17 protein-coding genes and 1 tRNA gene are annotated in these 24308 nt (G+C 54.9%); 3 read left to right on the plus strand and 15 right to left on the minus strand.

Translation table 11 applies throughout. The annotated features are described in order from the left end of the window. Nucleotides 1-52: 52 nt before the first annotated feature. Together msrA and FOV68_RS03285 are read left to right on the plus strand one after the other, a co-directional pair. Entirely contained in the window at nt 53-586 is a 534-nt protein-coding gene (msrA, locus tag FOV68_RS03280) for a peptide-methionine (S)-S-oxide reductase MsrA (protein WP_064705007.1), read from the plus strand. 264 nt (nt 587-850) lie between these two features. Continuing rightward, nucleotides 851-938 (plus strand) — tRNA-Ser (locus tag FOV68_RS03285). 171 nt (nt 939-1109) lie between these two features. Here FOV68_RS03285 and phoH read toward each other — a convergent pair. The 5 genes from phoH to putP all read right to left on the minus strand — a co-directional run bounded on the left by phoH (nt 1110) and on the right by putP (nt 7416). Beyond that, complete coding sequence (gene phoH / locus FOV68_RS03290; RefSeq protein ID WP_039391138.1) at nt 1110-1898, minus strand: phosphate starvation-inducible protein PhoH; 789 nt, start codon at nt 1896-1898, stop codon at nt 1110-1112. A gap of 571 nt (nt 1899-2469) precedes the next feature. After that, nucleotides 2470-3747 carry an iron uptake transporter deferrochelatase/peroxidase subunit gene (efeB, locus tag FOV68_RS03295; RefSeq protein WP_143990307.1) on the minus strand — a complete coding sequence of 426 codons (1278 nt, stop codon included), beginning with the start codon at nt 3745-3747 and terminating at the stop codon, nt 2470-2472. Between the two features lie 2 nt (nt 3748-3749). After that, nucleotides 3750-4865 carry an iron uptake system protein EfeO gene (gene efeO, locus FOV68_RS03300; protein ID WP_115758683.1) on the minus strand — a complete coding sequence of 372 codons (1116 nt, stop codon included), beginning with the start codon at nt 4863-4865 and terminating at the stop codon, nt 3750-3752. 52 nt (nt 4866-4917) lie between these two features. After that, nucleotides 4918-5742: an iron uptake transporter permease EfeU gene (efeU, locus tag FOV68_RS03305; RefSeq protein ID WP_031593440.1), complete on the minus strand. Its 825-nt coding sequence runs from the start codon at nt 5740-5742 to the stop codon at nt 4918-4920. 189 nt (nt 5743-5931) lie between these two features. Further along, a complete protein-coding gene (gene putP / locus FOV68_RS03310) occupies nt 5932-7416 on the minus strand; it encodes a sodium/proline symporter PutP (RefSeq protein WP_083067804.1) in 1485 nt (494 codons plus the stop codon). Nucleotides 7417-7867: 451 nt separating this feature from the next. On the opposite strand from putP, the gene putA reads away from it, so the two are divergent. Continuing rightward, on the plus strand, nt 7868-11815 hold the full coding sequence (gene putA, locus FOV68_RS03315; protein WP_143990308.1) for a trifunctional transcriptional regulator/proline dehydrogenase/L-glutamate gamma-semialdehyde dehydrogenase: 3948 nt from the start codon (nt 7868-7870) through the stop codon (nt 11813-11815). 1350 nt (nt 11816-13165) lie between these two features. Here the strand turns inward: putA and FOV68_RS03320 are convergent. From FOV68_RS03320 to FOV68_RS03360, 10 genes are all read right to left on the minus strand, one after another. After that, complete coding sequence (locus tag FOV68_RS03320; RefSeq protein ID WP_143990309.1) at nt 13166-14251, minus strand: acyltransferase family protein; 1086 nt, start codon at nt 14249-14251, stop codon at nt 13166-13168. Nucleotides 14252-14715: 464 nt separating this feature from the next. Continuing rightward, entirely contained in the window at nt 14716-15468 is a 753-nt protein-coding gene (gene tcyN, locus FOV68_RS03325; RefSeq protein WP_010247571.1) for an L-cystine ABC transporter ATP-binding protein TcyN, read from the minus strand. Further along, nucleotides 15465-16133 carry a cystine ABC transporter permease gene (gene tcyL, locus FOV68_RS03330; RefSeq protein WP_003854540.1) on the minus strand — a complete coding sequence of 223 codons (669 nt, stop codon included), beginning with the start codon at nt 16131-16133 and terminating at the stop codon, nt 15465-15467. Before tcyL ends, tcyN begins: the two co-directional genes overlap by 4 nt. Then, nucleotides 16133-16933, minus strand: a complete 801-nt coding sequence (tcyJ, locus tag FOV68_RS03335) for a cystine ABC transporter substrate-binding protein (RefSeq protein WP_033787602.1) — start codon at nt 16931-16933, stop codon at nt 16133-16135. The genes tcyL and tcyJ overlap by 1 nt, the downstream gene beginning before the upstream one ends. Nucleotides 16934-17046: 113 nt before the next feature. Further along, nucleotides 17047-18033 carry a D-cysteine desulfhydrase gene (locus FOV68_RS03340; RefSeq protein ID WP_143990310.1) on the minus strand — a complete coding sequence of 329 codons (987 nt, stop codon included), beginning with the start codon at nt 18031-18033 and terminating at the stop codon, nt 17047-17049. A 218-nt stretch (nt 18034-18251) separates the two neighbouring features. Beyond that, nucleotides 18252-18755 carry a flagella biosynthesis regulatory protein FliZ gene (fliZ, locus tag FOV68_RS03345; RefSeq protein ID WP_010247591.1) on the minus strand — a complete coding sequence of 168 codons (504 nt, stop codon included), beginning with the start codon at nt 18753-18755 and terminating at the stop codon, nt 18252-18254. Between the two features lie 50 nt (nt 18756-18805). Further along, a complete protein-coding gene (locus tag FOV68_RS03350; RefSeq protein ID WP_003854529.1) occupies nt 18806-19528 on the minus strand; it encodes an RNA polymerase sigma factor FliA in 723 nt (240 codons plus the stop codon). A gap of 144 nt (nt 19529-19672) precedes the next feature. Then, nucleotides 19673-20641: an HNH endonuclease signature motif containing protein gene (locus FOV68_RS03355; protein WP_010247595.1), complete on the minus strand. Its 969-nt coding sequence runs from the start codon at nt 20639-20641 to the stop codon at nt 19673-19675. A 171-nt stretch (nt 20642-20812) separates the two neighbouring features. Then, complete coding sequence (locus FOV68_RS24260) at nt 20813-21496, minus strand: hypothetical protein (protein WP_255473590.1); 684 nt, start codon at nt 21494-21496, stop codon at nt 20813-20815. Then, nucleotides 21471-24206, minus strand: a complete 2736-nt coding sequence (locus FOV68_RS03360; protein ID WP_255473591.1) for a glycosyltransferase family A protein — start codon at nt 24204-24206, stop codon at nt 21471-21473. The genes FOV68_RS24260 and FOV68_RS03360 overlap by 26 nt, the downstream gene beginning before the upstream one ends. Between the last annotated feature and the right edge of the window lie 102 nt (nt 24207-24308).

Here is a 24308-nt window from a genome sequence, read left to right on the forward strand (position 1 = left end):
CGGTCTGCCGCGCCCCCATTCACCTCTTTCGACCTGACAGGAGTAAATTATTATGGCAATCGAATACGCAGTTATCGCTGGCGGCTGTTTCTGGTGTACCGAAGCGGTATTTAAGGATGTGATCGGCGTTGAGTCGGTGGAAAGCGGTTATACCGGTGGTGCCCGTCCTAATCCGACTTATGAGCAGGTCTGCAGCGGTGCGACCGGTCATGCAGAAGCGATCCGCATTGGCTTCGACCCGGAGAAAGTCAGCTTTGGCGATCTGCTGGATATCAGCTTTGTGACGCATGATCCGACCCAGCTTAACCGTCAGGGTAATGATATTGGCACCCAGTATCGTTCCGCCATTTTCCCGGCCAATACAGAGCAGGAAGCGGAGGCACGCGCCGCCATTGCCCGCGCTCAGGCTGACCATGATGTGCCGGTGGTGACCACCATTGAGCCGCTGAAAGAGTGGTATCCCGCTGAAGCTTATCATCAGGATTACTGGGAAGGCGCGGGCCAGCGCAACGGCTACTGCATGGCGGTCATTCCACCGAAACTGCAGAAGCTGCGGAAAAGTTTCGCTAACAGAGTGAAGAGCTGATTCCGGCATCAGTCGGGGTAGCGTCTGACCAGTAACAAGGTTGAGAACGCCGCCCCGGTTTATTTGCTGCCATAAAACTCACCTGACCGGGCTCATCAGTATGGCGGGATGTGGCCGGTAAAACGGCGGGTTTTATGCCGCAGTAAATCGATTCGTTCAGAGCTTAAGCGAATAGATCAAAAGAGAAAAATAGTACTTGACCGTTTTCAACCGACTCCCTATAGTACCGCCCCGTTGACCCATCGCGGTCAGCGAAGTAAATCTGGTGAGGTGTCCGAGTGGCTGAAGGAGCACGCCTGGAAAGTGTGTATACGGCAACGTATCGAGGGTTCGAACCCCTCTCTCACCGCCATCTTCAAAGAAGAGCCTGAACTTTTGTTCAGGCTCTTTTTTTTGCATATTGCACTCTGAGAGGGGTGTGAGAAACCCCCGCCGGGGAACGACCACGGGCGCAGCCCTGCCCCACAATAAGAAAACCCGGCCGGAGCCGGGTTTGGGCGCTACACTTCTACTCAATCAAACGCTAGCTATACGCGTGCAGGGTGCGCTGACACAGCGCAGAACGCACACAATCTTCTTTGCCGAAGCGTACAATGCCAACCATCTCGTCCTCTTCGAAACGCGCCAGCGCGTCTGCGAGACCGGAAGGCACCCCAGCGGGCAAGTCGCACTGGGTAATATCGCCGTTAACAATGACCGTGACGTTTTCGCCCAGTCGGGTCAGGAACATTTTCATCTGCGCGGCGGTGACGTTCTGCGCCTCGTCCAGAATTACCACAGCATTTTCGAAGGTGCGACCACGCATATAGGCGAACGGTGCAATCTCTACCTTGGCAATTTCAGGACGCAGACAATATTGCATAAAGGATGCGCCAAGACGTTTAACCAGAATGTCATAAACCGGGCGGAAATAAGGCGCGAATTTCTCAGAAATATCGCCGGGAAGGAATCCCAGATCCTCATCTGCCTGCAGTACCGGGCGCGTAACGATAATCCTGTCGATATCCTTATTAATCAGGGCCTCAGCCGCTTTTGCGGCACTGATCCAGGTTTTACCGCAGCCGGCTTCACCGGTTGCGAAGATCAGCTGTTTTCTCTCTATGGCGTTAAGATAGTGCGACTGAGCTTCATTACGGGCTTCAATCGGCAAGCGGTCACGCGTATCGCGCGCCATGCCAATGGCATCCAGTCCACTCATATGCACCAGCGAAGTGACCGACTCTTCTTCACGCTGACGATGACTTCTTGAGTCACTACGAAGCACTCTTCTTGCTTCACGACGCGCTTTGATCACTGCTTTCTGTCTTCCCATAGTGGCACCTTTCAGTTGGTTTCATTTCCTGCGTCAGGCCGGTGGCCCGTTGCGATAACGTGAACGCTTTAGAGGTTTCAGTTGGCTTCCTTTTGAGCCATGACAGGACAGGATAGTGGGTATGCAGCAGCGCAATAGCGTAGCTGAACACCGGATAAAACAGGATGCGATAAGACAAAAGAGATGGTTGAAGGAAGGAAGAAATAACGAGGCAGAATTGCCCTCGCGGTCAGGCGCAATTTATTTACTGACAGTGACTTTCCATTAAAGACTCGACCCATGCGCGAACTCCAGTGTGATACATCAACACATCCGATTACGCCTGTTTAATAAAGTGCACCATTTTGTTGGGCCTTTGCAATAGTAATTTTACCTGCTGGCAAAAGAATTGCTAATCACCTGTATGCATTTCTTTTAAGGCAAAATGTAAAAGCTTTTAATTTCAGTTAATTAGCTTATTTGATATACATCAAACAACCGCTAAAACTCAGTTTAACCTCAGCCAGCAAAGCACGAAAACCGTAAAACGTGGGCGACCAGAACAGGTTCGCCCACAGTGGTTGAAATTTAATCAGGCCTCCAGCAACGACTGCCCTAAATAATGGCTGGCGTCTGGTACACCGGGCAAAACAAAAAAGTAACCGCCGCCAAAAGGCCGGATATATTCTTCCAGCGCTTCGCCGTTCAGGCGCCGCTGCACCGTAAGAAAGCCGCGTTCCAGATCGTGCTGATAGCAGACGAACAGCAATCCCATCTCCAGCTGTCCCGATGCAGAGATACCCGCGGAGTAACTGTAGCCGCGCCGCAGCATCAGGCTGCTTGCCGTCTCTGGTGTGCGGGGATTGGCAAGACGTATATGCGCATCCAGCGCAATCACTTCCCCGTCCGGATCACGGGCGTAATCCGGAACGTCGCGTTCATGCTGCATCCCCAGCGGGGCGCCACTTAATTTCTCGCGACCAAAGATAGTCTGTTGCTCGCCCAGCGGCGTGCGATCCCACATTTCGACGTGAAAGCGGATTAACCGTACAGCCTGATAGCTGCCATTGCGCGCCCAGACCGGTTCGTCCTGATCGTCTGTCACCCACAGCAGCTGATTCATCAGAGCAGGATTGTGGGTATCGGGATTGGCGGTGCCATCTTTGAAACCCAGCAGGTTGATCGGGGTCTCCTGCCCCTGACTGCGCGCGGCATGATCGGAGATAAAGCCTTCACGCCGCCAGCGTACGCCAAGCAGGTCAGGCGTATGCTTGATGATATCCCGCAGGGCATGAATCACCGTATCCTGAGTGTTGGCACAGAGCTGCAACAGCAGATCGCCATGACACTGACTGGCATCCAGCGAATCATTGGGAAAGCGAGTCATCGGCTGCAATTTTTTCGGCTTGTGCGGCGCCAGACCAAAGCGTTCATCAAACAGTGAATTGCCGACCGACACAGTAATCGTCAGATTATCAGGCGCGATAGTCGCCCCAAGAATGCCGGAATCCATCGGCGGCAGCTGCGGATTGGTAACTACCGGTGCCGGACCGCCCGTGGTCAGGAAGGCGATACGCTGGGTCAGCAACCGGAACAGACGCACCAGCTCCGCTTTATCGCTGCTGAGCAGATCAAACGCCACCAGCATCATCGATGCCTGCTGTGGGGTCGTGATACCCGCCTGATGCTGACCATAAAACGGCTGCATCTGCTGTCGGGCCTGCGGCGTAACCGTCCCCGGCGAAAAGCTGTCGGCGGCGGCGGCATGGAACGGACAGCCGCCGCCCAGCGTTGCCGCGCCACCCAGCAGCCCCAGTCCTTTCAGTAAACGACGACGCGCAGGCTGCGCGTCATCTTCCTTACGACTCATGATTAATCCAGACCCAGGGTGCCACGAAGTAATGAAAGATCTTCCGCCAGTGCGGTGATCGGTCCTTTCAGCGCGTTACGGTCGGCGCTGGTCAGTTTCTCATAGGATTCAAAACCGGTTTTGGTGCGGTATTTACTCAGGATCGCATCCACTTTTTTGAAGTTGGCGTCAACTTTAGCCAGCAACTGCGGATTGGCTTTGCTTACCATGGGTCGCAGCAGCTCAACGATTTTCTGCGCGCCATCAATGTTCGCCTGGAAGTCCCACAGGTCAGTCCGGCTGTAGCGATCTTCTTCACCGGAAATTTTGCTGGAAGCGACCTCTTCAATCAGACCGGCTGCGCCGCCGACCACTTTAGCTGGCGGGAAGGCCAGTTCGCTGATGCGCACCTGCAAATCTTTCACATCTTTATTCAGCTGCTCAGCGTAGTCCGCCATGCCTTTCGTGCTGTTATCAGCAAACAGCGCTTTCTCCAGACGGTGGAAACCGGTGAACTTAGGATCGGCCGCTTTCTTCTCATAGTCATCTTCACGGGCGTCAATGCTGCCGTCGAGATCGGAGAAGAGCTCCGCAATCGGCTCAATGCGCTCATAATACTGACGGGTCGGAGCAAACAGCGCTTTGGCTTTTTCAACATCACCCGCTTTGACGGCATCAGTAAAGGCCTGGGTGTTGCTCACCAGCTGTTTCACCTGGTCGGTCACATAGGCTTTATATTCGGTGATCGGGCCTTCCAGCTGCAGGCGTGCTGAGGTGCCACTTTTCTCTGCGCCCTCACCGGCCTGCACGATCAGCTTGCCTTTTGGATTGCTCAGCAGGCCACAGGTCATCTCATATTCGCCCGCCTCCAGATTGGCGGTCAGTTTCTGACTAAAGCCCGGCGCGATATTCTCACGCTCTTCAACCACCAGCACCCCTTTGAGGATCTCCCACTCCAGCGCTTTCTGGCTGTTGTTTTTAATCAGGAACTGGGTCTTACCGGCCTTGACCGTTAAGCTCATCGGCTCGCACTGCTTGTCGGTGACGCTTACGGTAACCTGAGGAACCGCCGCGGCCGCCGTTGCGGAGATCGCCAGCAGAGGAAGCAGCAGTGCCTTGCGGCGGAAACGCATTGTCATCTCTCTTTCCCTATCATGTTGCAGGCGTAAGATGCGCCCGTTAAATGTCAAATTACACAGTGGCCGACGCAGCAGAACGTGCAGGCATAAAGAACAGAATCAGCGCCGGGATCAGGTAGGCGAAGTAAACGGTCACTTCACTGACGCTTGGGGTCTCCTGATAACCCAGCACCCCTTCCAGCAGGGTGCCGAACAGCGAGTGGGTCGATAAGGTATTGCTGAGATCGAAGGCAACGTCCTGAAAGCGATTCCACAAACCCGCTTCGTGGAAGGCGCGGATGGCGCCCGCTGCCAGACCTGCGGCGACAAACAGGATGAATACGCTGGTCCAGCGGAAGAAATGGGCCATGTTAAGACGGATTCCGCCCCAGTAGAGCAGCATGCCCAGCACGACCGCGGTTGCCAGACCCAGCACCGCGCCAATCGGCGGTGCGTAACCGACATCCTGGGTAAACGCCGCCAGCAGGAAGAACACCGACTCCAGCCCTTCGCGCGCCACGGCAAGAAACACCATCAGCACCAGCGCCAGACCGCCACGACCTGAGCGTTGCAGCGCCTGATCGACCGCCTGTTCAAGCTCGACCCTGATGTTACGGGCGACTTTGCGCATCCAGAAGACCATTGAGGTGAGGATCACCACCGCAATCAGCGCCACGATGCCCTCAAACAGCTCCTGCTCTTTCTGCGGAAACTCACCGGTGGTGGCATTGATGAACAGACCCAGGCCCAGACAGAGCCCGGCGGCAATAAACACGCCTGCCCACATCGCGGGAAACCATTGGGTGCGCTGGGTGCGTTTGAGATAGCTGGCTATCAGGCTGACTATCAGCGCGGCTTCAAGCCCTTCGCGCAGCATGATGAGAAAAGGAACAAACATCGCCAACCTCTTGAATGTTAAGCAGCGTCAATAAACAGTAAAATCAGGTAAAATGTAAACGATACCGATTATCATTATCGCTGAGAAAAAAACAAGTTGCCGGTGGAGATAATTTCATCTTTGAGTGGTTTATCTTTGTAACAAAAAAGCCCGCCCCTTTCGGGACGGGCCAGGCGATTAACGCCTCGCTTATTTTGTCCGGAACTCCGCCTCTGCAGCGGCAAAGCGCTGCTGCGCTTCCGCTGAAGGCTCACGTCCCATCAGCGTGAACACCACAATGGCGATGCTGGCGAAAATGAAGCCCGGGATGATTTCATACAGTCCCAGCCAGCCATACTGTTTCCACACCAGCACGGTCAGCGCACCGACGATCATGCCCGCCAGCGCACCGTTGCGGTTCATCCGCTTCCAGCAGACACCAAACAGCACAACCGGACCAAATGCTGCACCGAAGCCCGCCCAGGCGTAGCTCACCAGGCCCAGCACGCGGTTTTCCGGATTAGCCGCCAGCGCAATCGCAATCAGCGCCACCAGCAGCACCATCAGACGCCCTACCCATACCAGCTCTTTCTGGCTGGCATTTTTACGCAGGAGGCCTTTGTAGAGATCTTCGGTCAGGGCGCTGGAGCAGACCAGCAGCTGACAGCTCAGCGTTGACATCACGGCTGCCAGGATCGCTGACAGCAGAATACCGGCAATCCATGGGTTGAACAGGATACGCGCCAGCTCAATAAAGACCCGCTCCGCATTGGCGTTAACGCCAACCGCCAGCGTCGGGTTGTTCTGGAAGTAGGCGATACCGAAGAAGCCCACCGCCACGGCACCGGCCAGACAGAGCACCATCCAGGTCATACCGATACGGCGAGCGGTACGGATTGAACGATGCGAATCTGCCGCCATAAAGCGCGCCAGAATATGGGGCTGCCCGAAGTAGCCCAGGCCCCAGCCGAGCAGGGAGATCACCGCGACAAAGTTCAGTCCCTTCAGCATGTCGAGGTTTTCCAGGCTCTTCGCTTCAATCACCGCCAGCGAATCAGACCAGCCGCCGACCGCGATAATCACAAACACCGGCGTCAGAATCAGCGCAAAAAACATCAGGCTCGCCTGAACGGTATCGGTCCAGCTCACCGCCAGGAAACCACCCACCAGCGTATAGAGAATGGTCGCCGCTGCGCCCGCCCACAGAGCGGTCTGGTAACTCATACCAAAGGTGCTTTCAAACAGACGCGCACCGGCCACCACGCCCGAGGCGCAATAGATGGTAAAGAACACCAGGATGACAATGGCGGAGATCACGCGCAGGATTTTACTGTGATCTTCAAAACGGCTGGTGAAGAAGTCCGGCAGCGTCAGCGCGTTGTTGTGATGCTCGGTCTGAACCCGCAGGCGACCGGCCACGATTTTCCAGTTCAGCCAGGCACCAATAATCAGGCCAATCGCAATCCAGCTTTCAGAGATACCGGAGATGAAGATCGCACCCGGTAAGCCCATCAGCAGCCAGCCGCTCATATCGGATGCACCGGCAGAGAGTGCCGTAACCACGCTACCCAGACTGCGGCCACCGAGGATATAATCATCAAAGTTTTTGGTTGAGCGATAAGCCACAAACCCGATTAATACCATCCCAAGAATATAAACCAAAAAGGTCACCAGCAAAGGTGTACTTACACTCATCTGTCTCTCCACTTATTATTTGATATCCCAGAGAAATCGCCAGCTACCCGCCTGCCGGAACGGGGCAAAGCGGGCCGATTTTCTTCGTCAGGGCGTCACTCATTTCCCAGCGGCGCGGTATCCTGCCGGAAAGGCGTTGTGCGCACAATGGATTTAACACAGGCGTTACAGTGATTTCACTAACCGTTTGTGAAAACGTGCTCATAGGTTGCACTCGCTCACAGTTATCCGGTTGCACCATCGTATTACCTGCCTGAAACCCGCTTTTCATCGGGTCTGCCAGACTGGCGAGGATCTTGCAGCAATATCCGTGCCGCATTGCGGGATTTAACAATCGTCGACGTTAAAAGGGTGTTAACTGGCTCACATTTAACACGGTTGCACAAAGTTGCAACTTAAGTGATAGTGCAGCCAACGCCGTATCGAACCACTATCAAGGAGCTCTGGAGTCATGGCTACAACCACCATGGGTGTAAAACTGGATGACGCGACACGCGAGCGCATCAAACTGGCTGCGCAGCGCATCGATCGCACGCCGCACTGGCTGATTAAACAGGCGATCTTTAACTACCTGGGCCAGCTGGAAACCGGCAATACCGTGCCGGAGATCCCGCTTTCTACCCAGGCGGCCGCGGAGTCCGACGACACCCAGCCAGAGGAGACGCACCAGCCGTTCCTTGATTTTGCAGAGCAGATTTTACCTCAGTCCGTGACCCGTTCAGCGGTGACCGCCGCATGGCGTCGTCCGGAGACCGATGCGGTGCCAATGATGCTGGAACAGGCACGTTTACCGGCGGCGCTGGCAGAGAAAACCCATCAGCTGGCTTACCAGCTCGCCGACAAGCTACGGCACCAGAAAGGGGCAACCGGACGCGCTGGCATGGTGCAGAGCCTGCTGCAGGAGTTCTCTCTCTCCTCCCATGAAGGTGTGGCGCTGATGTGTCTGGCTGAAGCGCTACTGCGTATTCCCGATAAGCCAACGCGCGATGCGCTGATCCGCGACAAGATCAGCAACGGCAACTGGCAGTCACATCTGGGACGCAGCCCGTCACTGTTTGTCAACGCGGCGACCTGGGGCCTGCTGTTTACCGGCCGTCTGGTCTCGACCCATAACGAGTCGAATCTCTCAAGCTCGCTTAACCGCATTATCGGCAAGGGTGGCGAACCGCTGATCCGCAAAGGCGTGGATATGGCGATGCGTCTGATGGGCGAGCAGTTCGTCACCGGTGAAACCATTGCCGAAGCGCTGGCTAACGCCCGCAAGCTGGAAGAGAAAGGCTTCCGCTACTCCTATGACATGCTGGGCGAAGCGGCCCTGACGGCAGGCGATGCCAAAGCCTATCTGCTCTCTTATCAGCAGGCGATCCATGCCATTGGTAAAGCGTCGAATGGTCGCGGCATCTATGAAGGTCCCGGCATCTCTATCAAGCTCTCAGCACTGCATCCCCGCTACAGCCGCGCGCAGTATGAGCGCGTGATGGAAGAGCTCTACCCTATTCTGAAATCGCTGACGCTGCTGGCCCGCTCCTATGACATCGGCATCAACATCGATGCGGAAGAGGCGGACCGGCTGGAACTGTCGCTGGATTTACTGGAGAAACTCTGTTTCGAGCCAGAGCTGGAAGGCTGGAACGGCATCGGTTTCGTTATTCAGGCCTACATGAAACGCTGTCCGTTTGTGATTGATGAGCTGATCGATCTGGCGCAGCGCAGCCGCCGTCGCCTGATGATTCGTCTGGTGAAAGGCGCGTACTGGGACAGCGAAATCAAGCGCGCCCAGATGGAAGGACTGGAAGGCTATCCGGTCTACACCCGCAAGGTTTACACCGATATCTCTTATCTGGCCTGTGCCCGCAAACTGCTGGCCGTGCCAAGCCTGATCTATCCGCAGTTCGCCACCCACAACGCCCACACCCTGGCGGCGATTTATCAGCTGGCGGGCAACAACTACTATCCGGGTCAGTATGAGTTCCAGTGCCTGCACGGCATGGGCGAACCGCTGTATGAGCAGGTGGTCGGCAAAGTAGCGGACGGCAAGCTTAACCGTCCCTGCCGTATCTATGCGCCGGTCGGTACCCATGAAACCCTGCTGGCCTATCTGGTGCGCCGCCTGCTGGAAAACGGGGCCAACACCTCCTTTGTTAACCGCATTGCCGATACCTCGCTGCCGATTGATGAACTGGTGGCCGATCCGGTGAGCGCGGTGGAGAAGCTGGGTGCCAGCGAAGGTGCCATTGGTCTGCCGCATCCGAAAATCCCCCTGCCGCGCGAGCTGTATGGCGATAACCGCATCAACTCTGCGGGTCTGGATATGGCCAACGAACACCGTCTTGCCTCACTCTCCAGCGCCCTGCTGAGCAGCGCCGTACAGCCCTGCCTGGCCGAGCCGATGATCGACGGTGAAGCGGGTGCGGGCGAGTTGAGCGACATTCTGAACCCGGCAGCGCCTGGCGACCGTGTAGGTCAGGTCCGTGAAGCCACAGAGCAGGAAGTTTCTGTGGCGCTGGATGCCGCGGTGAACAGTGGGCCGATCTGGTTTGCAACACCGCCGCAGGAGCGTGCCGCCATTCTGGAACGCGCCGCACAGATCATGGAAGGCCAGATGCAGCAGCTGCTCGGCATCCTGGTGCGTGAAGCGGGCAAAACCTACAACAACGCTATCGCGGAAGTGCGCGAAGCGGTTGATTTCCTCTATTACTACGCCGGAATGGTGCGTGACGATTTCGACAACGAAACTCATCGTCCGCTGGGCCCGGTGGTCTGCATCAGTCCATGGAACTTCCCGCTGGCAATCTTTACCGGTCAGATTGCGGCTGCACTGGCAGCGGGCAATAGCGTGCTGGCCAAACCGGCCGAGCAGACACCGCTGATTGCCGCACAGGCGGTTCAGATCCTGCTGGATGCGGGTGTGCCGCCTGGCGTGCTGCAACTGCTGCCTGGTCAGGGTGAAACCGTTGGTGCACAGCTGACCGGTGACGTTCGGGTACGTGGCGTGATGTTTACCGGTTCAACTGCGGTGGCGACACTGCTGCAGCGTAATCTGGCGGGTCGCCTTGACCAGCACGGTCGTCCTGTACCGCTGATTGCTGAGACCGGCGGGATGAATGCGATGATCGTCGACTCTTCTGCGCTGACTGAGCAGGTGGTGATCGATATCGTCGCCTCTGCCTTCGACAGTGCCGGACAGCGCTGTTCTGCCCTGCGCCTGCTCTGCATTCAGGAGGATGTCGCCGACCATACCCTGAAGATGCTGCGTGGCGCGATGGCGGAGTGCCGCATGGGCAATCCGGAACGCTTCTCGACCGACATCGGCCCGGTCATTGATGCCGAAGCGAAAGCCAATATCGATCGCCATATTCAGGCGATGCGTAATAAAGGCTTCACGGTCTATCAGGCGGTGCAGGATAACCCGCAGGACAGCAAAGAGTGGAATAGCGGCACCTTTGTTAAACCGACACTGATTGAGCTGGGTCAGGTCAGCGATCTGGATAAAGAGATCTTTGGGCCGGTACTGCATGTGGTGCGTTTCACCCGTACTAACCTGCCGCAGCTGGTTGAGCAGATCAATGCATCCGGCTATGGCCTGACGCTGGGCGTACATACCCGCATCGACGAAACGATTGCACAGGTTACGGCGAACGCCCGAGTCGGCAATCTTTATGTCAACCGCAATATGGTGGGCGCGGTGGTCGGCGTACAGCCGTTTGGTGGCGAGGGCTTATCCGGCACCGGTCCGAAAGCGGGCGGTCCGCTCTATCTTTACCGCTTGCTGGCGCATCGTCCGGATAGTGCGCTGCGTCTGACTTTTGATCGTCAGGATGCAGAACGCCCGGCGGACAGCACGCTGCGTCAGTCACTGCTGGCACCGCATCTGGCGCTCAGCAACTGGGCTAAGGATAAGCCTGAACTGGCTGAACTCTGCCAGCACTATGGCGATCTGGCCCAGGCGGGCGTGGTCCGTCTGCTGCCAGGCCCGACAGGCGAGCGCAATACCTTCTCACTGTTACCACGTGATCAGGTGCTCTGTCTGGCTGATAACGAGCAGGATGCGTTAATCCAGCTGGCCGCGGTGACCAGCGTCGGCAGTAAAGCACTGTGGCAGGATGATGAGCTGCATCGCGCCCTGCTGGCTTCGCTACCTGAGGCAGTGAAAGCGCGCATCACGCTGGCGCGTGATCCGTTAGCGGCAGAGTTTGATGCGGTGATATATCACGGTGATGCCGATCAGCTGCGTACCCTGTGTGAACAGATTGCCGCACGTGAAGGCGCGATTGTCTCGGTGCAGGGCTTTGCCCGCGGCGAGACCAATCTGCTGCTGGAGCGTCTGCTGATTGAGCGTTCGCTGAGTGTGAATACCGCTGCGGCAGGCGGTAATGCGAGCCTGATGACCATAGGGTAAGGGCGTTCGCAGGGATTGTTCGCTGCGCGAACGGGCTGGGGTGCAGCGCTGAAGCTGGGATTGTTCGCTGCGCGAACCGGCTGGGGTGCTGCGCTAAGGCTGGAGTTGTTCGCTGCGCGAACGGGGCTGGGGTGCTGCGCTAAGGCTGGGGTTGTTCGCTGCGCGAACGGGCTATGAGAAGGTTTCGTTCGCCTGGTAAGCCAGGCAGTTTCAGATTCGCCGCTGCAGGCGACCGACAAGGGGGCGCCAGTCGCCGCGCCCCCTTGACCCCGGGCTCCGGCCTGCTTCACCGCCGCTTCGCGGTTCCTTCGCTACTTCAGGATTTCTCACGGACCAGCGGGACGCGCCATCCCTGGCGCGAACCCGCCTCTTCGCGACATCCCTGTCGCTCGTCCTGAAATCCCTCATCCGCTCAGCGGTTCTGACGGCCTCCCCACCCCCTCGCTGTTATCTCTTCTCTTAATGTTGAGTACTTAACTGCTGTGAGTTTCAAAGATTGTCTTTGGCTATCAAACCAGAAGACAACACTATATCTGCGAAAAACAAAGATATTAAAGGCGGGGGTTGGTGAGAGGCGTCCGAAGCGCTGAGGAACAACCGGAGGCCAGGATGAACCGACAGGACGTCGGCGAAAGGACGGCACGAGCCAGGGATGGCGAGTCCGGACGGTCCGTCGGCCGCAGGGCGTGACGAAGGCACCCCGCACAGCGGGGCGCGCAGGCAGCCGGACGCCGGGATTGTTAAGGGGCGGGCGTCCGCCCCTTGACGCGTCCGCCTGCACAGGCAATCTGAAACTCCCCATCGCCTGGCGGGCGTAACCCGCTCAGCGTCAGCCCGCTGCAAAGCGAAACCTTATGAATCTTTCCCCCCTTCAGCGGCCTGAGCCCTGCCCGTCCGGGTAACAAACCCACCGGCAGGGGTTTGCCAGAGGCGTCCGAAGCGCTGAGGAACAACCGCAGGCCAGGATGAGCCGACAGGACGTCGGCGAAAGGACGGCACGAGCCAGGGATGGCGAGTCCGGACGGTCCGTCGGCCGCAGGGCGTGACGAAGGCACCCCGCACAGCGGGGCGCGCAGGCAGCCGGACGCCGGGATTGTTAAGGGGCGGGCGTCCGCCCCTTGACGCGTCCGCCTGCACAGGCAATCTGAAACTCCCCATCGCCTGGCGGGCGTAATCCGCTCAGTGCTAACGCGCGGCTAAGTGACCTGAAACTCCCCATCGCCTGGCGGGCGAAACCCGCTCAGTGCTAACGCGCGGCTAAGTAACCTGAAACTCCCCATCGCCTTGCAGGCGTAACCCGCTCAGTGCAAGCCCGCTGCAAAGCGTAACTTCCCCGCTGCCAGGCGTAACTTACCCACTGCTCGCGCCGCCAGGCGCCCTTTTCATTAACGTCGGGAACACAAACAGCGACTGCCCCACCCCGCGATTGGTCAGCGACCAGATTGCCACTGAACAGAGCGAGCAAAGCCCCACGATAGCCACCGGATAGAAACAGGCCCAGAGAAACGAAAACCACGTCTGCCCGAACAGATGATGCCGCTGCGCGAACAGAATCGCAGACATACCAAAAAACTCGATAAAGATACGGTGGATAACGTAAATCTGCAGCGTATTGCGGCCAACCCAGTTCAGATAACGCATGCTGAAGTGCTGATTCAGCCAGCGACAGGCCGCGATACTGAATAACACCGCCAGTACACACAGGAACAGACTCTTATCCAGACCGAATAGCACATGAATCCCGGCGGCTGCCGCCAGAAGCGCCCAGGGCATCAGATTCTCCCGCCGCCATTCACTCAGGCGCAGCATCGTCTGGCTCCAGAATGCCCCTAACAGGAAGAACACAAAATATTGGGCCAGGCTCTGTGGTCCCCAGAACGGGATCACTTTTTCTGCCGCCAGATAATTCAGCAGGATCGCCACCGCCACCAGGGCCAGCTTATATTGACGGAAAACTTTGGCACAGAGGAAATAGAGTCCCAGCCCATACAGATACCACGAGGTACTCATGGCCATAAAGGTCAGCTTGAGAAACTCGACTAGCGAACCCGCATAGGCGGCATTCAGATTCTGCGAAATACGCTGGCCGGTAATTTCAGTGGAAATACCGATAATTGACCACCACTGAATAAACCCCCACAGAATATAGAGATAAAAAAGATTGGTGATGCGACTGGTAAATACCTGCTTCCATGGCCGGTTCAGAATGCCATTGGTCGCCAGTAATCCCGAGACAAAGAAGAAGGCGGGCATACGCAGCGGCGACAGTACCGTATTAAACTGTATCCATATTTCGGCGGGGATCCATCCGGCAGAGAGATATTTCATCGTCCCTTCAAAGCCGGGTAAAACCGTGTGGTACAGGACCACCAGTAATATGCAGGCGCCCTTCAGGGTATCTACCCACAATATCTGATCTGACTTAGTCTGGTTCATTCAATGACTCCTGCTGTGTAGGTCAGAATGCTGGAAAGTAAAAGCGAGGAAATCAGTATTGCTTTTATGATTATCCGGCAATTATTCGCCATTGAACCGGTGATGAATGTAGCGAAACTCTTAAAAGCCGCTGCGTGGCCCTGTTACCACAGTTATTTACTTAGCAGAACGTTTCCTTACACTTATTAATATCGACGCAATACGCTAATTAGCAGTGCCGCAGCCTGCTTAAAGGATAATATTGCTTCATAATTCAGAAAATATAATTAAGAGAAAGTGGCAACGGGAAAAGCCAATATATCCCCGATGAAAAGAAAAGATTTGTCAGATGTGCCAAAAGGTTTAACTGCGGCAGAGTTATTTATGATATTGCGCCTGCTAATAGCGTGACCATAGCCAGTGGCAGCTTAAAAAATGAGGGTTTTAAACGGGTTAAAACTGCCTTCCGGGGAAGGCAGTGTGGATTACTGATTCAGAAATTTATCAAGGAACTGACGGGTACGCGGCTGCTGAGGGTTACTGAACAACGCTTTCGCTTCGCCCTGCTCCACAATCCGTCCCTGATCCATAAAAATGGCGCGGTCAGCCACATCACGGGCAAAGCTCATCTCATGCGTGACGATGACCATGGTGCGTTTCTCTTCGGCCAGCGCGCGAATGGTGCTGAGCACCTCACCCACCAGCTCCGGATCCAGCGCCGAGGTCGGTTCATCGAACAGGATCACTTCCGGCCGCATCGCCAGCGCACGCGCAATCGCCACGCGCTGTTGCTGCCCGCCAGACAGACGGCGCGGATAGCTCTCTTCTTTGCCGTGCAGCCCGACCTTCTCCAGCAGCGTGCGGGCGCGGGCTACCGCATCCGCTTTCGCTTCGCCTTTAACGATAACCGGCCCTTCAATAATGTTCTCCATCACTGAACGATGCGGAAACAGATTGAAGTTCTGAAAGACAAACCCGACCTGCTGACGCAGACGACGCACCTGCTCTTTCTGCTTACTCTGTGCCAGCGCCGCATCAACGGTAATCTCCCCGACCCGGATGGTGCCGCTATCCGGCACTTCCAGCAGATTGATACTGCGCAGCAGCGTGGTTTTACCTGATCCGCTGGGGCCGATAATGGCCACCACTTCACCGGCGGCCACATCAAGGTCGATGTCGTGCAGCACCGTCTGGCCGTTAAAAGACTTCACCAGCTTTCTGACTTCGATGGCACTCATTTCGACTCCGAATCCTGACGATTAACATGCTGTTCCAGCCGGTTCTGCAACGCAGATAACACCGTTGCCATCACCCAGTAGATCAGCGACGCTGCCAGATACATAGTAAAGACTTCCAGCGTGCGTGAGGTGATCAACTGTGCCTGACGGAACAGCTCCGGCACCTGAATGGTCGCCGCCAGCGAGGTATCTTTCACCAGGCTGATAAAGCTGTTGCCCAGCGGGGGCAGCGCGGTGCGGGCTGCCTGGGGCAGGATCACCCGGCGCAGGGTTTGCCAGCGCGTCATGCCGATACTTGCCGCCGCTTCCCACTGCCCGCGCTCAATTGATGAAATCGCGCCGCGCAGTGACTCTGAGGCATAAGCCGCCGTATTCAGGGAAAGACCAATCATCGCGGAGGGGATCGGATCCAGCTCAATGCCAAACTGCGGCAGGCCGTAATAGATCATAAACAGCTGGGCGATCAGCGGCGTGCCACGAAAGATCGAGACATAGATCCGCGCCAGCCAGCGAACCGGCCAGAAGCGCGACAGACGCATCAGCGCCAGAATAAAGCCCAGCAGCAGGCCAAAGAACATGCCGCCGATGCTGAGCTGCAGCGTAAACAGCGCGCCTTTTAATAAAAAAGGTGCTGAATCCAGCACCAGTTGAAGACTTTCCTGCATTATTTCGTCACGTCCGCGCCAAACCATTTCTGAGACAGCTTGCTCAGCGAGCCATCTTTCTGCATGTCAGCAATAGCCTGGTCGATCGCTTTCAGCAGGTCGTCGTTGCCTTTACGTACCGCCACGCCCGATTCCTGACGGGAGAACGCATCACCCGCGACCGCCATGGTATTGCCCGTTTTCTTCACCAGATCCAGCGCAGCCAGACGGTCAACCAGAATGGCATTCAGACGGCCAGAGCGCAGATCCTGATATTTCGTCGGGTCATCATCATAGGTACGGATGTCCACGCCCTTCACATTCTCACGCAGCCACTGCTCGTAGTTAGTGCCCAGACCGACGCCCACCTTTTTACCGGCAAGATCAGCAGGTTTGGTGATGGTGTTCGCATTGGCTTTCATGGTCAGCGCCTGAATACCGGAGACCGTGTATGGCGTGGAGAAGTCATACTTCTTCTTACGCTCATCAGAGATGGTGACCTGGTTGATGACCACATCGATGCGCTTCGCGTCGAGTGAGGCCAGCATGCCGTCCCATTTGGTCGGTTTCAGGCTCGCCTTGACGCCCATGTGCTGTGCCAGTTGTTCCGCGAATTCCACTTCAAAGCCGGTCAGCTTGCCCTTTTCATCCTGGAAACTGAATGGCGGATAGGTGCCTTCCAGACCCACCAGCAGCGTGCCGCGCTCTTTAATTTTGTTCAGCAGATTTTCCGCAGCAAAGGTTTTAACGTTGACGCCAGCAATCAGCGCCACGGCCATGACGCCCATCACCATCTGACGACCTGCACGAGAAAAGGACATATTCACCCCATTATTGACAGTATTGTGTGTGTGTTTTTATAAGGGCAGCACGGCTTGTCGCTGCCAGTCCGGAAGGATAACCCACGGAGTATAAACTGTTTTATTCGCTTGTCTCAGACCGAAGAATGATAAGCAAATAACGCCGGTGCGCCGCCCGTATGAATAAACAGCAACGGACCTTCACGGCGGAAACGATTCTGGCCCACGCCATCCAGCAGTCCGGCCATCGCCTTACCGGTGTAGACCGGGTCCAGCAGGATCCCTTCCAGCCGCGCCAGCAGTTTCACCGCAGCCATGCCTTCATCATTAGGTTCACCGTAGCGTGGCGCAAAGTAATCATCCCACAGGGTAATCGGTGCCTTAGCCTGCACTTCCAGTGTTTCCGCCAGCGACTGACGCAGCCGCTCCACCAGCGGCAACTGCGCCTCAACCTGCCGTGAAACGGTGACGCCCACCAGCTCGGTCTCCGGCAGCAGATGCTCCAGACCCACCGCCAGTCCGGCATGGGTGCCGGCACTGCCCGAGGCCACGACCACGGCGGCGAAATCGACCACACCTTCGCTCTGATGAGCAATCTCCTGCGCGCACTCTACATAGCCTAGTGCACCCAGCGCATTTGAGCCGCCGACCGGCACGATGTAAGGGCGGAAACCCTGAGCTTCCAGACGCGCGGCCTGTTCAGCCAGCTGTTCCGCAGGGTTAGTCAGCGCATCCACCATGACCACTTCAGCGTCCATCAGATCCAGTAACAGTCGGTTGCCGTTGCTCAGGTAGTTTTCTGCGTGGGTGCCAATCGGGTTTTCCAGCAATGCCACGCACTTCAGGCCAAGCCGGGCCGCGACTGCCGCCGTCTGACGCACATGATTAGACTGGATTGCGCCCGCGGTCAGCAGCACATCGGCGCCTTCACGCAGCGCGTCCGCCGCCAGAAATTCCAGCTTGCGCAGCTTATTACCGCCCATCGCCACAGGCGTGAAATCATCGCGTTTGATGAAAATATCGCGACCCAGATAGTCAGAGAGCCGTGGCAGATGTTCTAACGGTGTGGGTGCGCCCAGCAGTTCAAGACGCGGGAATTGGTGTAACAGATGTAAAGACAATGCTGCCTCCGTTCGGGCATTCAATTTATCCTTACAGTGTTGCAGAAGATGCGAAAAGGATCACCCTGATTCAGGTGTCAGCAGATGCGATGAGACAGATGTGTAGTGAAAGTTGCAGGAGAAAGAAGCGCCGTGCTCCCCCTTCCCTTTTACCCGGCTGGCGGGCAAAAGGGGAACGTGCCGCAGGCACGCGGGGGAGCAATCGGTGCAGATCAGGGTTAACCCTGCTGCCAGCCTAAGAACTGATCGTACTTGCGCAGCGCGATGCGGTAATTGTTATTACCGGCATCGGGCAGATCGCTTTCCAGACACTGATGCCAGCTATTTCCCTGAAGCCTGTCGGCCGGGAAATTTCTGGCTTTCAGCATCTCATCCAGACGACGCAGCCGCACCACATATTCACGAATCGTGCTGGGGCTCATCTCTGTCTGTTCAAACAGATACTGTTTAAACGCCATTATGTCGAAGTAATTAGGATGGGTATTACAAAAAATATCACTGCAAAAACGACAAAGCGCGGTCAGTTCGGGCTGAAGTTTCAGCCACAGCTGCTCATCAATCATCTGGTCCATCCGAGCGATGGCCTCTTTATTGATGATCTGGCCACGAAAAACGAGCGCCATTCGATCTAATACCTTGCCACAGTGTGAACAGTTGCTCTGGCTGTGTTTATAGTCTTTAAGATAACGACTTAACGGTCTGGCCTTGGTCTTGGCTCCCATTACTGAGTCCCCGGTTTTTTATAATTTTGAATCGCCAGGAACTGATACTGCTAGCGCGCTCCCGCAAGTCGGGCACGCAGGCGTTTAATCGCCTGACTGTGCAGCTGGCTGACACGGGATTCACCCACGTCAAGCACCGCCCCAATCTCTTTCAGGTTCAGTTCTTCCTGGTAGTACAGTGTCAGCACCATCTTTTCACGATCGGGTAACGCTTCGATCGCTTCAATGACGCGCTCACGCAGACTCCCTTCAAGCAACTGATGAAGCGGATTAGCCTCTTCATGGCCTTCCGTCACCAGCTCCGCGCTGTCGCCGTGCTCTTCCCGATACTCGTCGTAGGAGAAAAGTTGACTGTTGTTGGTGTCCAGCAGGATCTGCCGGTACTCCTCCATGGAAACATTCAGCTGCTGCGCCACTTCCTGCTCAGAGGCAGAACGCCCCAGCGACTGTTCCACTCTGTGCATTGCTCCGGCCACCTCGCGTGCATTACGACGCACACTGCGCGGTGCCCAGTCCCGACTACGAAGCTCGTCGAGCATGGCGCCACGAATACGCTGCACGGCATAGGTGGTAAAGGCTGTACCCTGGAGCGCGTCATAACGCTCTACGGCATTTAACAGCCCTATCCCACCCGCCTGCAGCAAGTCGTCAAGCTCAACACTGGCCGGCAGGCGAACCTGCAGACGCAACGCTTCATGGCGCACCAGCGGCACGTAGCGCTGCCAGAGCGAATGCTTGTCCATCACGCCTTCGGCGGTATAGAAATCGTTCACGTTGACTACCCTGCGTTAATGAAGTTATCGGCATGATTATCCAATTCTGTAGCGTTTTCGATTGGCTGAATAGGCGGGGTAAAACGAGGCTATTTCATTTTTGTTACGTCAGAGTGCAGATCCTTCTGCACCCTTCAGCAGGGATTAACGACGGGCGCGCAGACGTTGCCGGGTGGCGGGCGGCACTGCAGCCCACAGGCTGCAGACGCGACCTTCCAGTTCCTGATACCAGGGCGCAAGATGCTGCTGCGCCTCCTCGCCAGGATGCACCAGAATCTCGCCCGATTCACCATCAATGCTAATCAGTCGATTAATAAACAGCCGCTGCAAATCACTGCGTAAAAACAGGCCGTTATCGATGCTGTTATCTGCCAGTACACCGTCATCCCCTTCCTGCGTGTCGATATGACAGGCTTCCACCCACGGCCAGTTATGCCGTTCGGTCAGCTCGGTGCCGGTCATCACACAGGCGCCGTAGCGGGCTTTGACACCGGCGCTGAATTCCGCCTGGCTGGCGCGCTGCAGCACCCGGGCTTTGACACGACGCCCGACCTCAGTTCCCGGCATCACTGCCGCCGGGACTTTATGCTGCGGCGTACTCAGCACCACGATGAACTGAATGCGCTGCGACTGCGGAAAACAGGGATCCGCCTGTGGATTGAAAAGCTGCCAGTAAGCGTCTTCATCATCCTGATGCATCAGGACCAGTTTATAGCCGCGACTGTTCAGCAGATTCTGTGCCGTGGCGGATTGCGGATCGATCATCGCGAAGACCTGGCTGCTGCCCATCACTTTCCACAGGTTGTCGCGCTTCTCGCTATCGCTGCGACGGAAATAGAGGAAGGAGAGATTCTGCTTAAGGTAGTGCTCAAAGCGACGCAGGTAATTTTTACGTTCGTTGTCATGGGAGATGAACAGCAGATCCTCCAGCGGACTGTTGCTCTCTTCCTGCGCGAACACCGCGCGGATTTTCAGCGTGCGCAGTCCGGTTGACGGACTCAGCAAGGCGCGCGCCGTCAGCTCTTTATCATCAGGGTATTGCAGAGCATAACGCCGGGCGATCTCTTCAAAGGTCAGCCGCTCACCCGGTAACAGGTCATAATTGAAGCGCATAGACACTCCACAAAGTGAAAATCATTAATGATGTTGTTCTGTAGAGGGTTATCGGCAGGCTGAGGGGGAACTGTAACGGGTCAGGGGATCATCATTACCTGGCTAATATAAGCCATGAGCTGCGAAAAATCATGAGCAGGATGAATACGCTAACGTACCCACCCTCCTCTTTTAATGAACTTTGCGGGTCAGCCATGCGGGCAGTTCACCTGGCTGATAAATCCACTCTGCATTAACTTCATGATAGATATTTTCACCCAGGCTGCGTAACAAAAGGGGATTACTGATCATTTTGTTGATCATAAATCGCCACTGCGACGTTTTATTTTTAATGCGCTCAACGCTCATTATCTCTTTATAAGCATCATGATCGCTGGCAAGCACCGGGTAACCACAGGCACCTAACTGTGCAATAACCCGATGCCCTTCCGCCTGATTCAGTAAAGAATCTGAAAGGGGGGCAAGTGCAAGATTTAACCTGAGCGACTGAAACATCTCCGGCAATCTGTTTTGCGGCACTTTACGATGATATTCATGAATAGCCGTTTTCCATGCGTCAGGACAGGCACCGTAAATAATCCAGCAGATATCTTCACTCATCTCTTTGATAAGCACCTCAATATGTCGCCAGTCTTCCGGTAGCAGATCCGACAGCACGATACCCACTCTGGGCTTATCGTGATTTTCGGGCGGAACCGGGCGGGCCCGGATTAAATGCTGCCAGTCTGTACCGAGTTTGTCAGCCTGAAGGACTACATTTTTGTGGCTGAACAATTTCAGCGCAGCGGTGTTTCTCACTACCAGTAGGTCAGTGTTCCGCAGGATCTCATCACGACCATACGCAGGACGGTTCACGCTGAACCTCAACAATAAAACGGGTGTCAGGGAAAAGATGTCTGTTTCTGAACAGCCGCCCGTTTTTATGGGCAATGACATCGCTCAGAACAACACAAGCAGGCTTCATTCTGTAAAGCTCAGCAACAGATAAATGCTGACACATTAAGTTATGTATGCCATTACCGGCTTGCGAAACTGACAGCGAGCGTTCTTTAACGCGCTGCACTTCCGTAGAGTCTTCGGCATTAAATAAAAATAACACATCAGGTTTTAAACCCTGCCGTGCTGCTATCAGCGAACGATTATTCTCCCGGACTAAATGCTCACCTTTCCAGGAGAGGTTAGGATTAACAACAGGATCGCGGGATAAGCGGTCGATCCATTTTTCATAAAAGAGAGAATCAACAGGGATGCGTTCTGCGTCAGAAACGATGTCATCGCAGCATATCCGCGACTGAGGCACCGCTAATATTACCGTTTCTTTGTCAGACGCCCTCAGCAGCAGATCGCTGATCGCCTCATTTATCGTCGGGAAGTGTTCATCCAGTCCTCCCGCCTCATGGCACGCCGCGGTTCTTAGCATGATACATTCACTGCTGAGTAGTAAATGTTGTCGGGGAACGCTCAGTTCCGGTGCGTACATCCCGTTCAGCGGGTCCGCTGTGCAGGACGGACTGTAGCAGCAGCGCATATCTCCTTCCAGCACGCCTGGGGAATAGAGATAGCTGCGTTTATCTGTTAAAAAGGGTGCGCAGGCTAAAAGTTCAGGTCGGCTGCAGTGATTCAATAAGGCGTTAAGCCACAATTTATTGTTAAAATAAATCCCGCATGAAAGATAAAGCGTAAAATCGCCTCTTGCCTCTGATAGAGCATAATTCAGCGCACTAACGATATTGATTTTTTCCTGAACAAAATAGACTCTGAAGACATCCTCATTGATATCAGACAGTGAGGATAGCCATGATCTGACGTTCTCGCCCGCTGAATAGTTATCAATGAAAATAATTTCGTAGTCAATATCGGCGACAGTATCCACAAAGGTCGACAGAAGCCGCTTAACATTAAGAATTTCATCTTCTACGACAATGATGACGGTAAGCTTTTTAATGTCTGACGCATTAAAATCTATATTAAAAGCATTATTCTTTCTTTCAATCAGCGCATTGCTGCATCCTCTAAGGGTCAGATGCTCTGCCAGCAAAGATTGCTTCAACAGGTGATTGTCATTTTCTGTTAATGATAACGCCAGTAAAGGTAGCGGGACATGCTGAATATCAGCGCTAAGCCCTGCATTAACCAACTGCAACATAAAATCCATCTCTACAGTCTGGTGTGAGATGTCGCGCGATTTAATGACCTCTATGCATAATTCACGTCTGAAGAAAGCCCCCCTGGTAAAGCGTTCCGGTAGCGCTAAAAAGTAATCCAGATCGAAATCAGGCAGAAAATGTGACTCAATGATTTCTTCCTTATGCAAGACGATCCTGTCTGAATAAAATGCCAAGGATGTACATATTTTTTCCCTGAAAACAGAGAGTCCAGAGAATATATCCGGGTAAATCCGATCACCGGCACGCAGGAAAAGTATCCATTCATTCTGGTCTTCAACAAGCAGGTGACTCAGCCAGCGGCTGAAATTTTCCGGTTTAAGGCTCTCATCGCCTGTTGCCACAACCGAGTAGATCTGAATATCCACGCCCAGCGTATGAAGCAAGGAGAGTGTTGTGTCGAGTGCCTGCGGTGATTTTTTGTCATCCACAACCACAACGCTGAGAGATAAAGCGCCATTCGTTCCGGCCAGAGATCGTTCAGGCACGGGATAGCGGACCAGCCAGTTTTCCGTTGCTACGAACTTCTCTTCACTTTTCTTCTGTGCAGCCTTCTGCGTTTTACTGAAAAAATGCATAAGTTGCTGTGAGAAATTTGCTTCAAACGTTCTCATATGGTCACGGACTTTATAAAGCCCGGAACGCGTGCGCTGCAATTCTGCAGGGTCGTCACTAAAGCAAACGCCCGCCCCGCCCATATCGCGAATCGACGCGTCAGAGATTGCGAGTTTTTCATAACCCCGGGCGACCAAAGAAACTACAGGCACCCCGCACAGCGCGGCCAGGTTGCAGGTACCGGACCATTCGAAGGTATACATCACGGTGGCTGACTTTAAAATCTCTGCCAGTTCCGCCAGAGGACGAGGATTTCTAACAGAAATAATAGTGATATCGTCCGGAAAGGCAGAAAAATCAACTTTCTCTTCGGGTACCCGATTGAGATAAAGCAATTTTGTCGTTTTTTCTCTGCCGTCATCCGAGAACATCTCTAAATCCGGGCCTACCATCGTTAAAAAATCAACGTGGGGCTCTTTGACAATCAGCTGAGAGCTATACCAGAAAAAGAGATCTTCTTCTGTTTCATTGAGACGATTACCATTGAGCAGTGCTTCATGATTTAACATGTAACGTACGCAGACTTCGGCGTTAATTGGATTGCCTGAATAGATTTCGGAATAAACCGCGACGGGGATCAGCTCTGCTTTTTTATGCTCATTATAAATTCCCACATCCAGTATGGGCGTATTCCAGGAAGGATTGATGATATCGCAGCTTACCATCCACGCGTGGCCGCCATGCAGATTGATCTGGTGGCAAAGTTTGTGCAAAGCCTGAATACCCCCGGATGACTCCCGATAGTCAGGTGAATAAATATAATAAGGGTGCTTCAATTCAGACATTGCCACTCCGGCCTGCTACATTAGTGAAATTACTCAACCGATATGCGCTATCTATTCGCAGGTTATTGACAAGTCAGACCCGATAGCCTGAAAAGTTAATCC

The sequence above is a fragment of the Pantoea sp. paga genome (assembly GCF_007558755.1).
GTDB lineage: Bacteria > Pseudomonadota > Gammaproteobacteria > Enterobacterales > Enterobacteriaceae > Pantoea > Pantoea agglomerans.

Bases quoted from the DNA above. Each gene is read 5' to 3' on its own strand.
- msrA (WP_064705007.1), top strand. From the start codon at position 53: ATGGCAATCGAATACGCAGTTATCGCTGGCGGCTGTTTCTGGTGTACC.
- phoH (WP_039391138.1), bottom strand. From the start codon at position 1,898: ATGGGAAGACAGAAAGCAGTGATCAAAGCGCGTCGTGAAGCAAGAAGA.
- efeB (WP_143990307.1), bottom strand. From the start codon at position 3,747: ATGAGTCGTAAGGAAGATGACGCGCAGCCTGCGCGTCGTCGTTTACTG.
- efeO (WP_115758683.1), bottom strand. From the start codon at position 4,865: ATGACAATGCGTTTCCGCCGCAAGGCACTGCTGCTTCCTCTGCTGGCG.
- efeU (WP_031593440.1), bottom strand. From the start codon at position 5,742: ATGTTTGTTCCTTTTCTCATCATGCTGCGCGAAGGGCTTGAAGCCGCG.
- putP (WP_083067804.1), bottom strand. From the start codon at position 7,416: ATGAGTGTAAGTACACCTTTGCTGGTGACCTTTTTGGTTTATATTCTT.
- putA (WP_143990308.1), top strand. From the start codon at position 7,868: ATGGCTACAACCACCATGGGTGTAAAACTGGATGACGCGACACGCGAG.
- FOV68_RS03320 (WP_143990309.1), bottom strand. From the start codon at position 14,251: ATGAACCAGACTAAGTCAGATCAGATATTGTGGGTAGATACCCTGAAG.
- tcyN (WP_010247571.1), bottom strand. From the start codon at position 15,468: ATGAGTGCCATCGAAGTCAGAAAGCTGGTGAAGTCTTTTAACGGCCAG.
- tcyL (WP_003854540.1), bottom strand. From the start codon at position 16,133: ATGCAGGAAAGTCTTCAACTGGTGCTGGATTCAGCACCTTTTTTATTA.
- tcyJ (WP_033787602.1), bottom strand. From the start codon at position 16,933: ATGTCCTTTTCTCGTGCAGGTCGTCAGATGGTGATGGGCGTCATGGCC.
- fliZ (WP_010247591.1), bottom strand. From the start codon at position 18,755: ATGGGAGCCAAGACCAAGGCCAGACCGTTAAGTCGTTATCTTAAAGAC.
- FOV68_RS03355 (WP_010247595.1), bottom strand. From the start codon at position 20,641: ATGCGCTTCAATTATGACCTGTTACCGGGTGAGCGGCTGACCTTTGAA.
- FOV68_RS03360 (WP_255473591.1), bottom strand. From the start codon at position 24,206: ATGTCTGAATTGAAGCACCCTTATTATATTTATTCACCTGACTATCGG.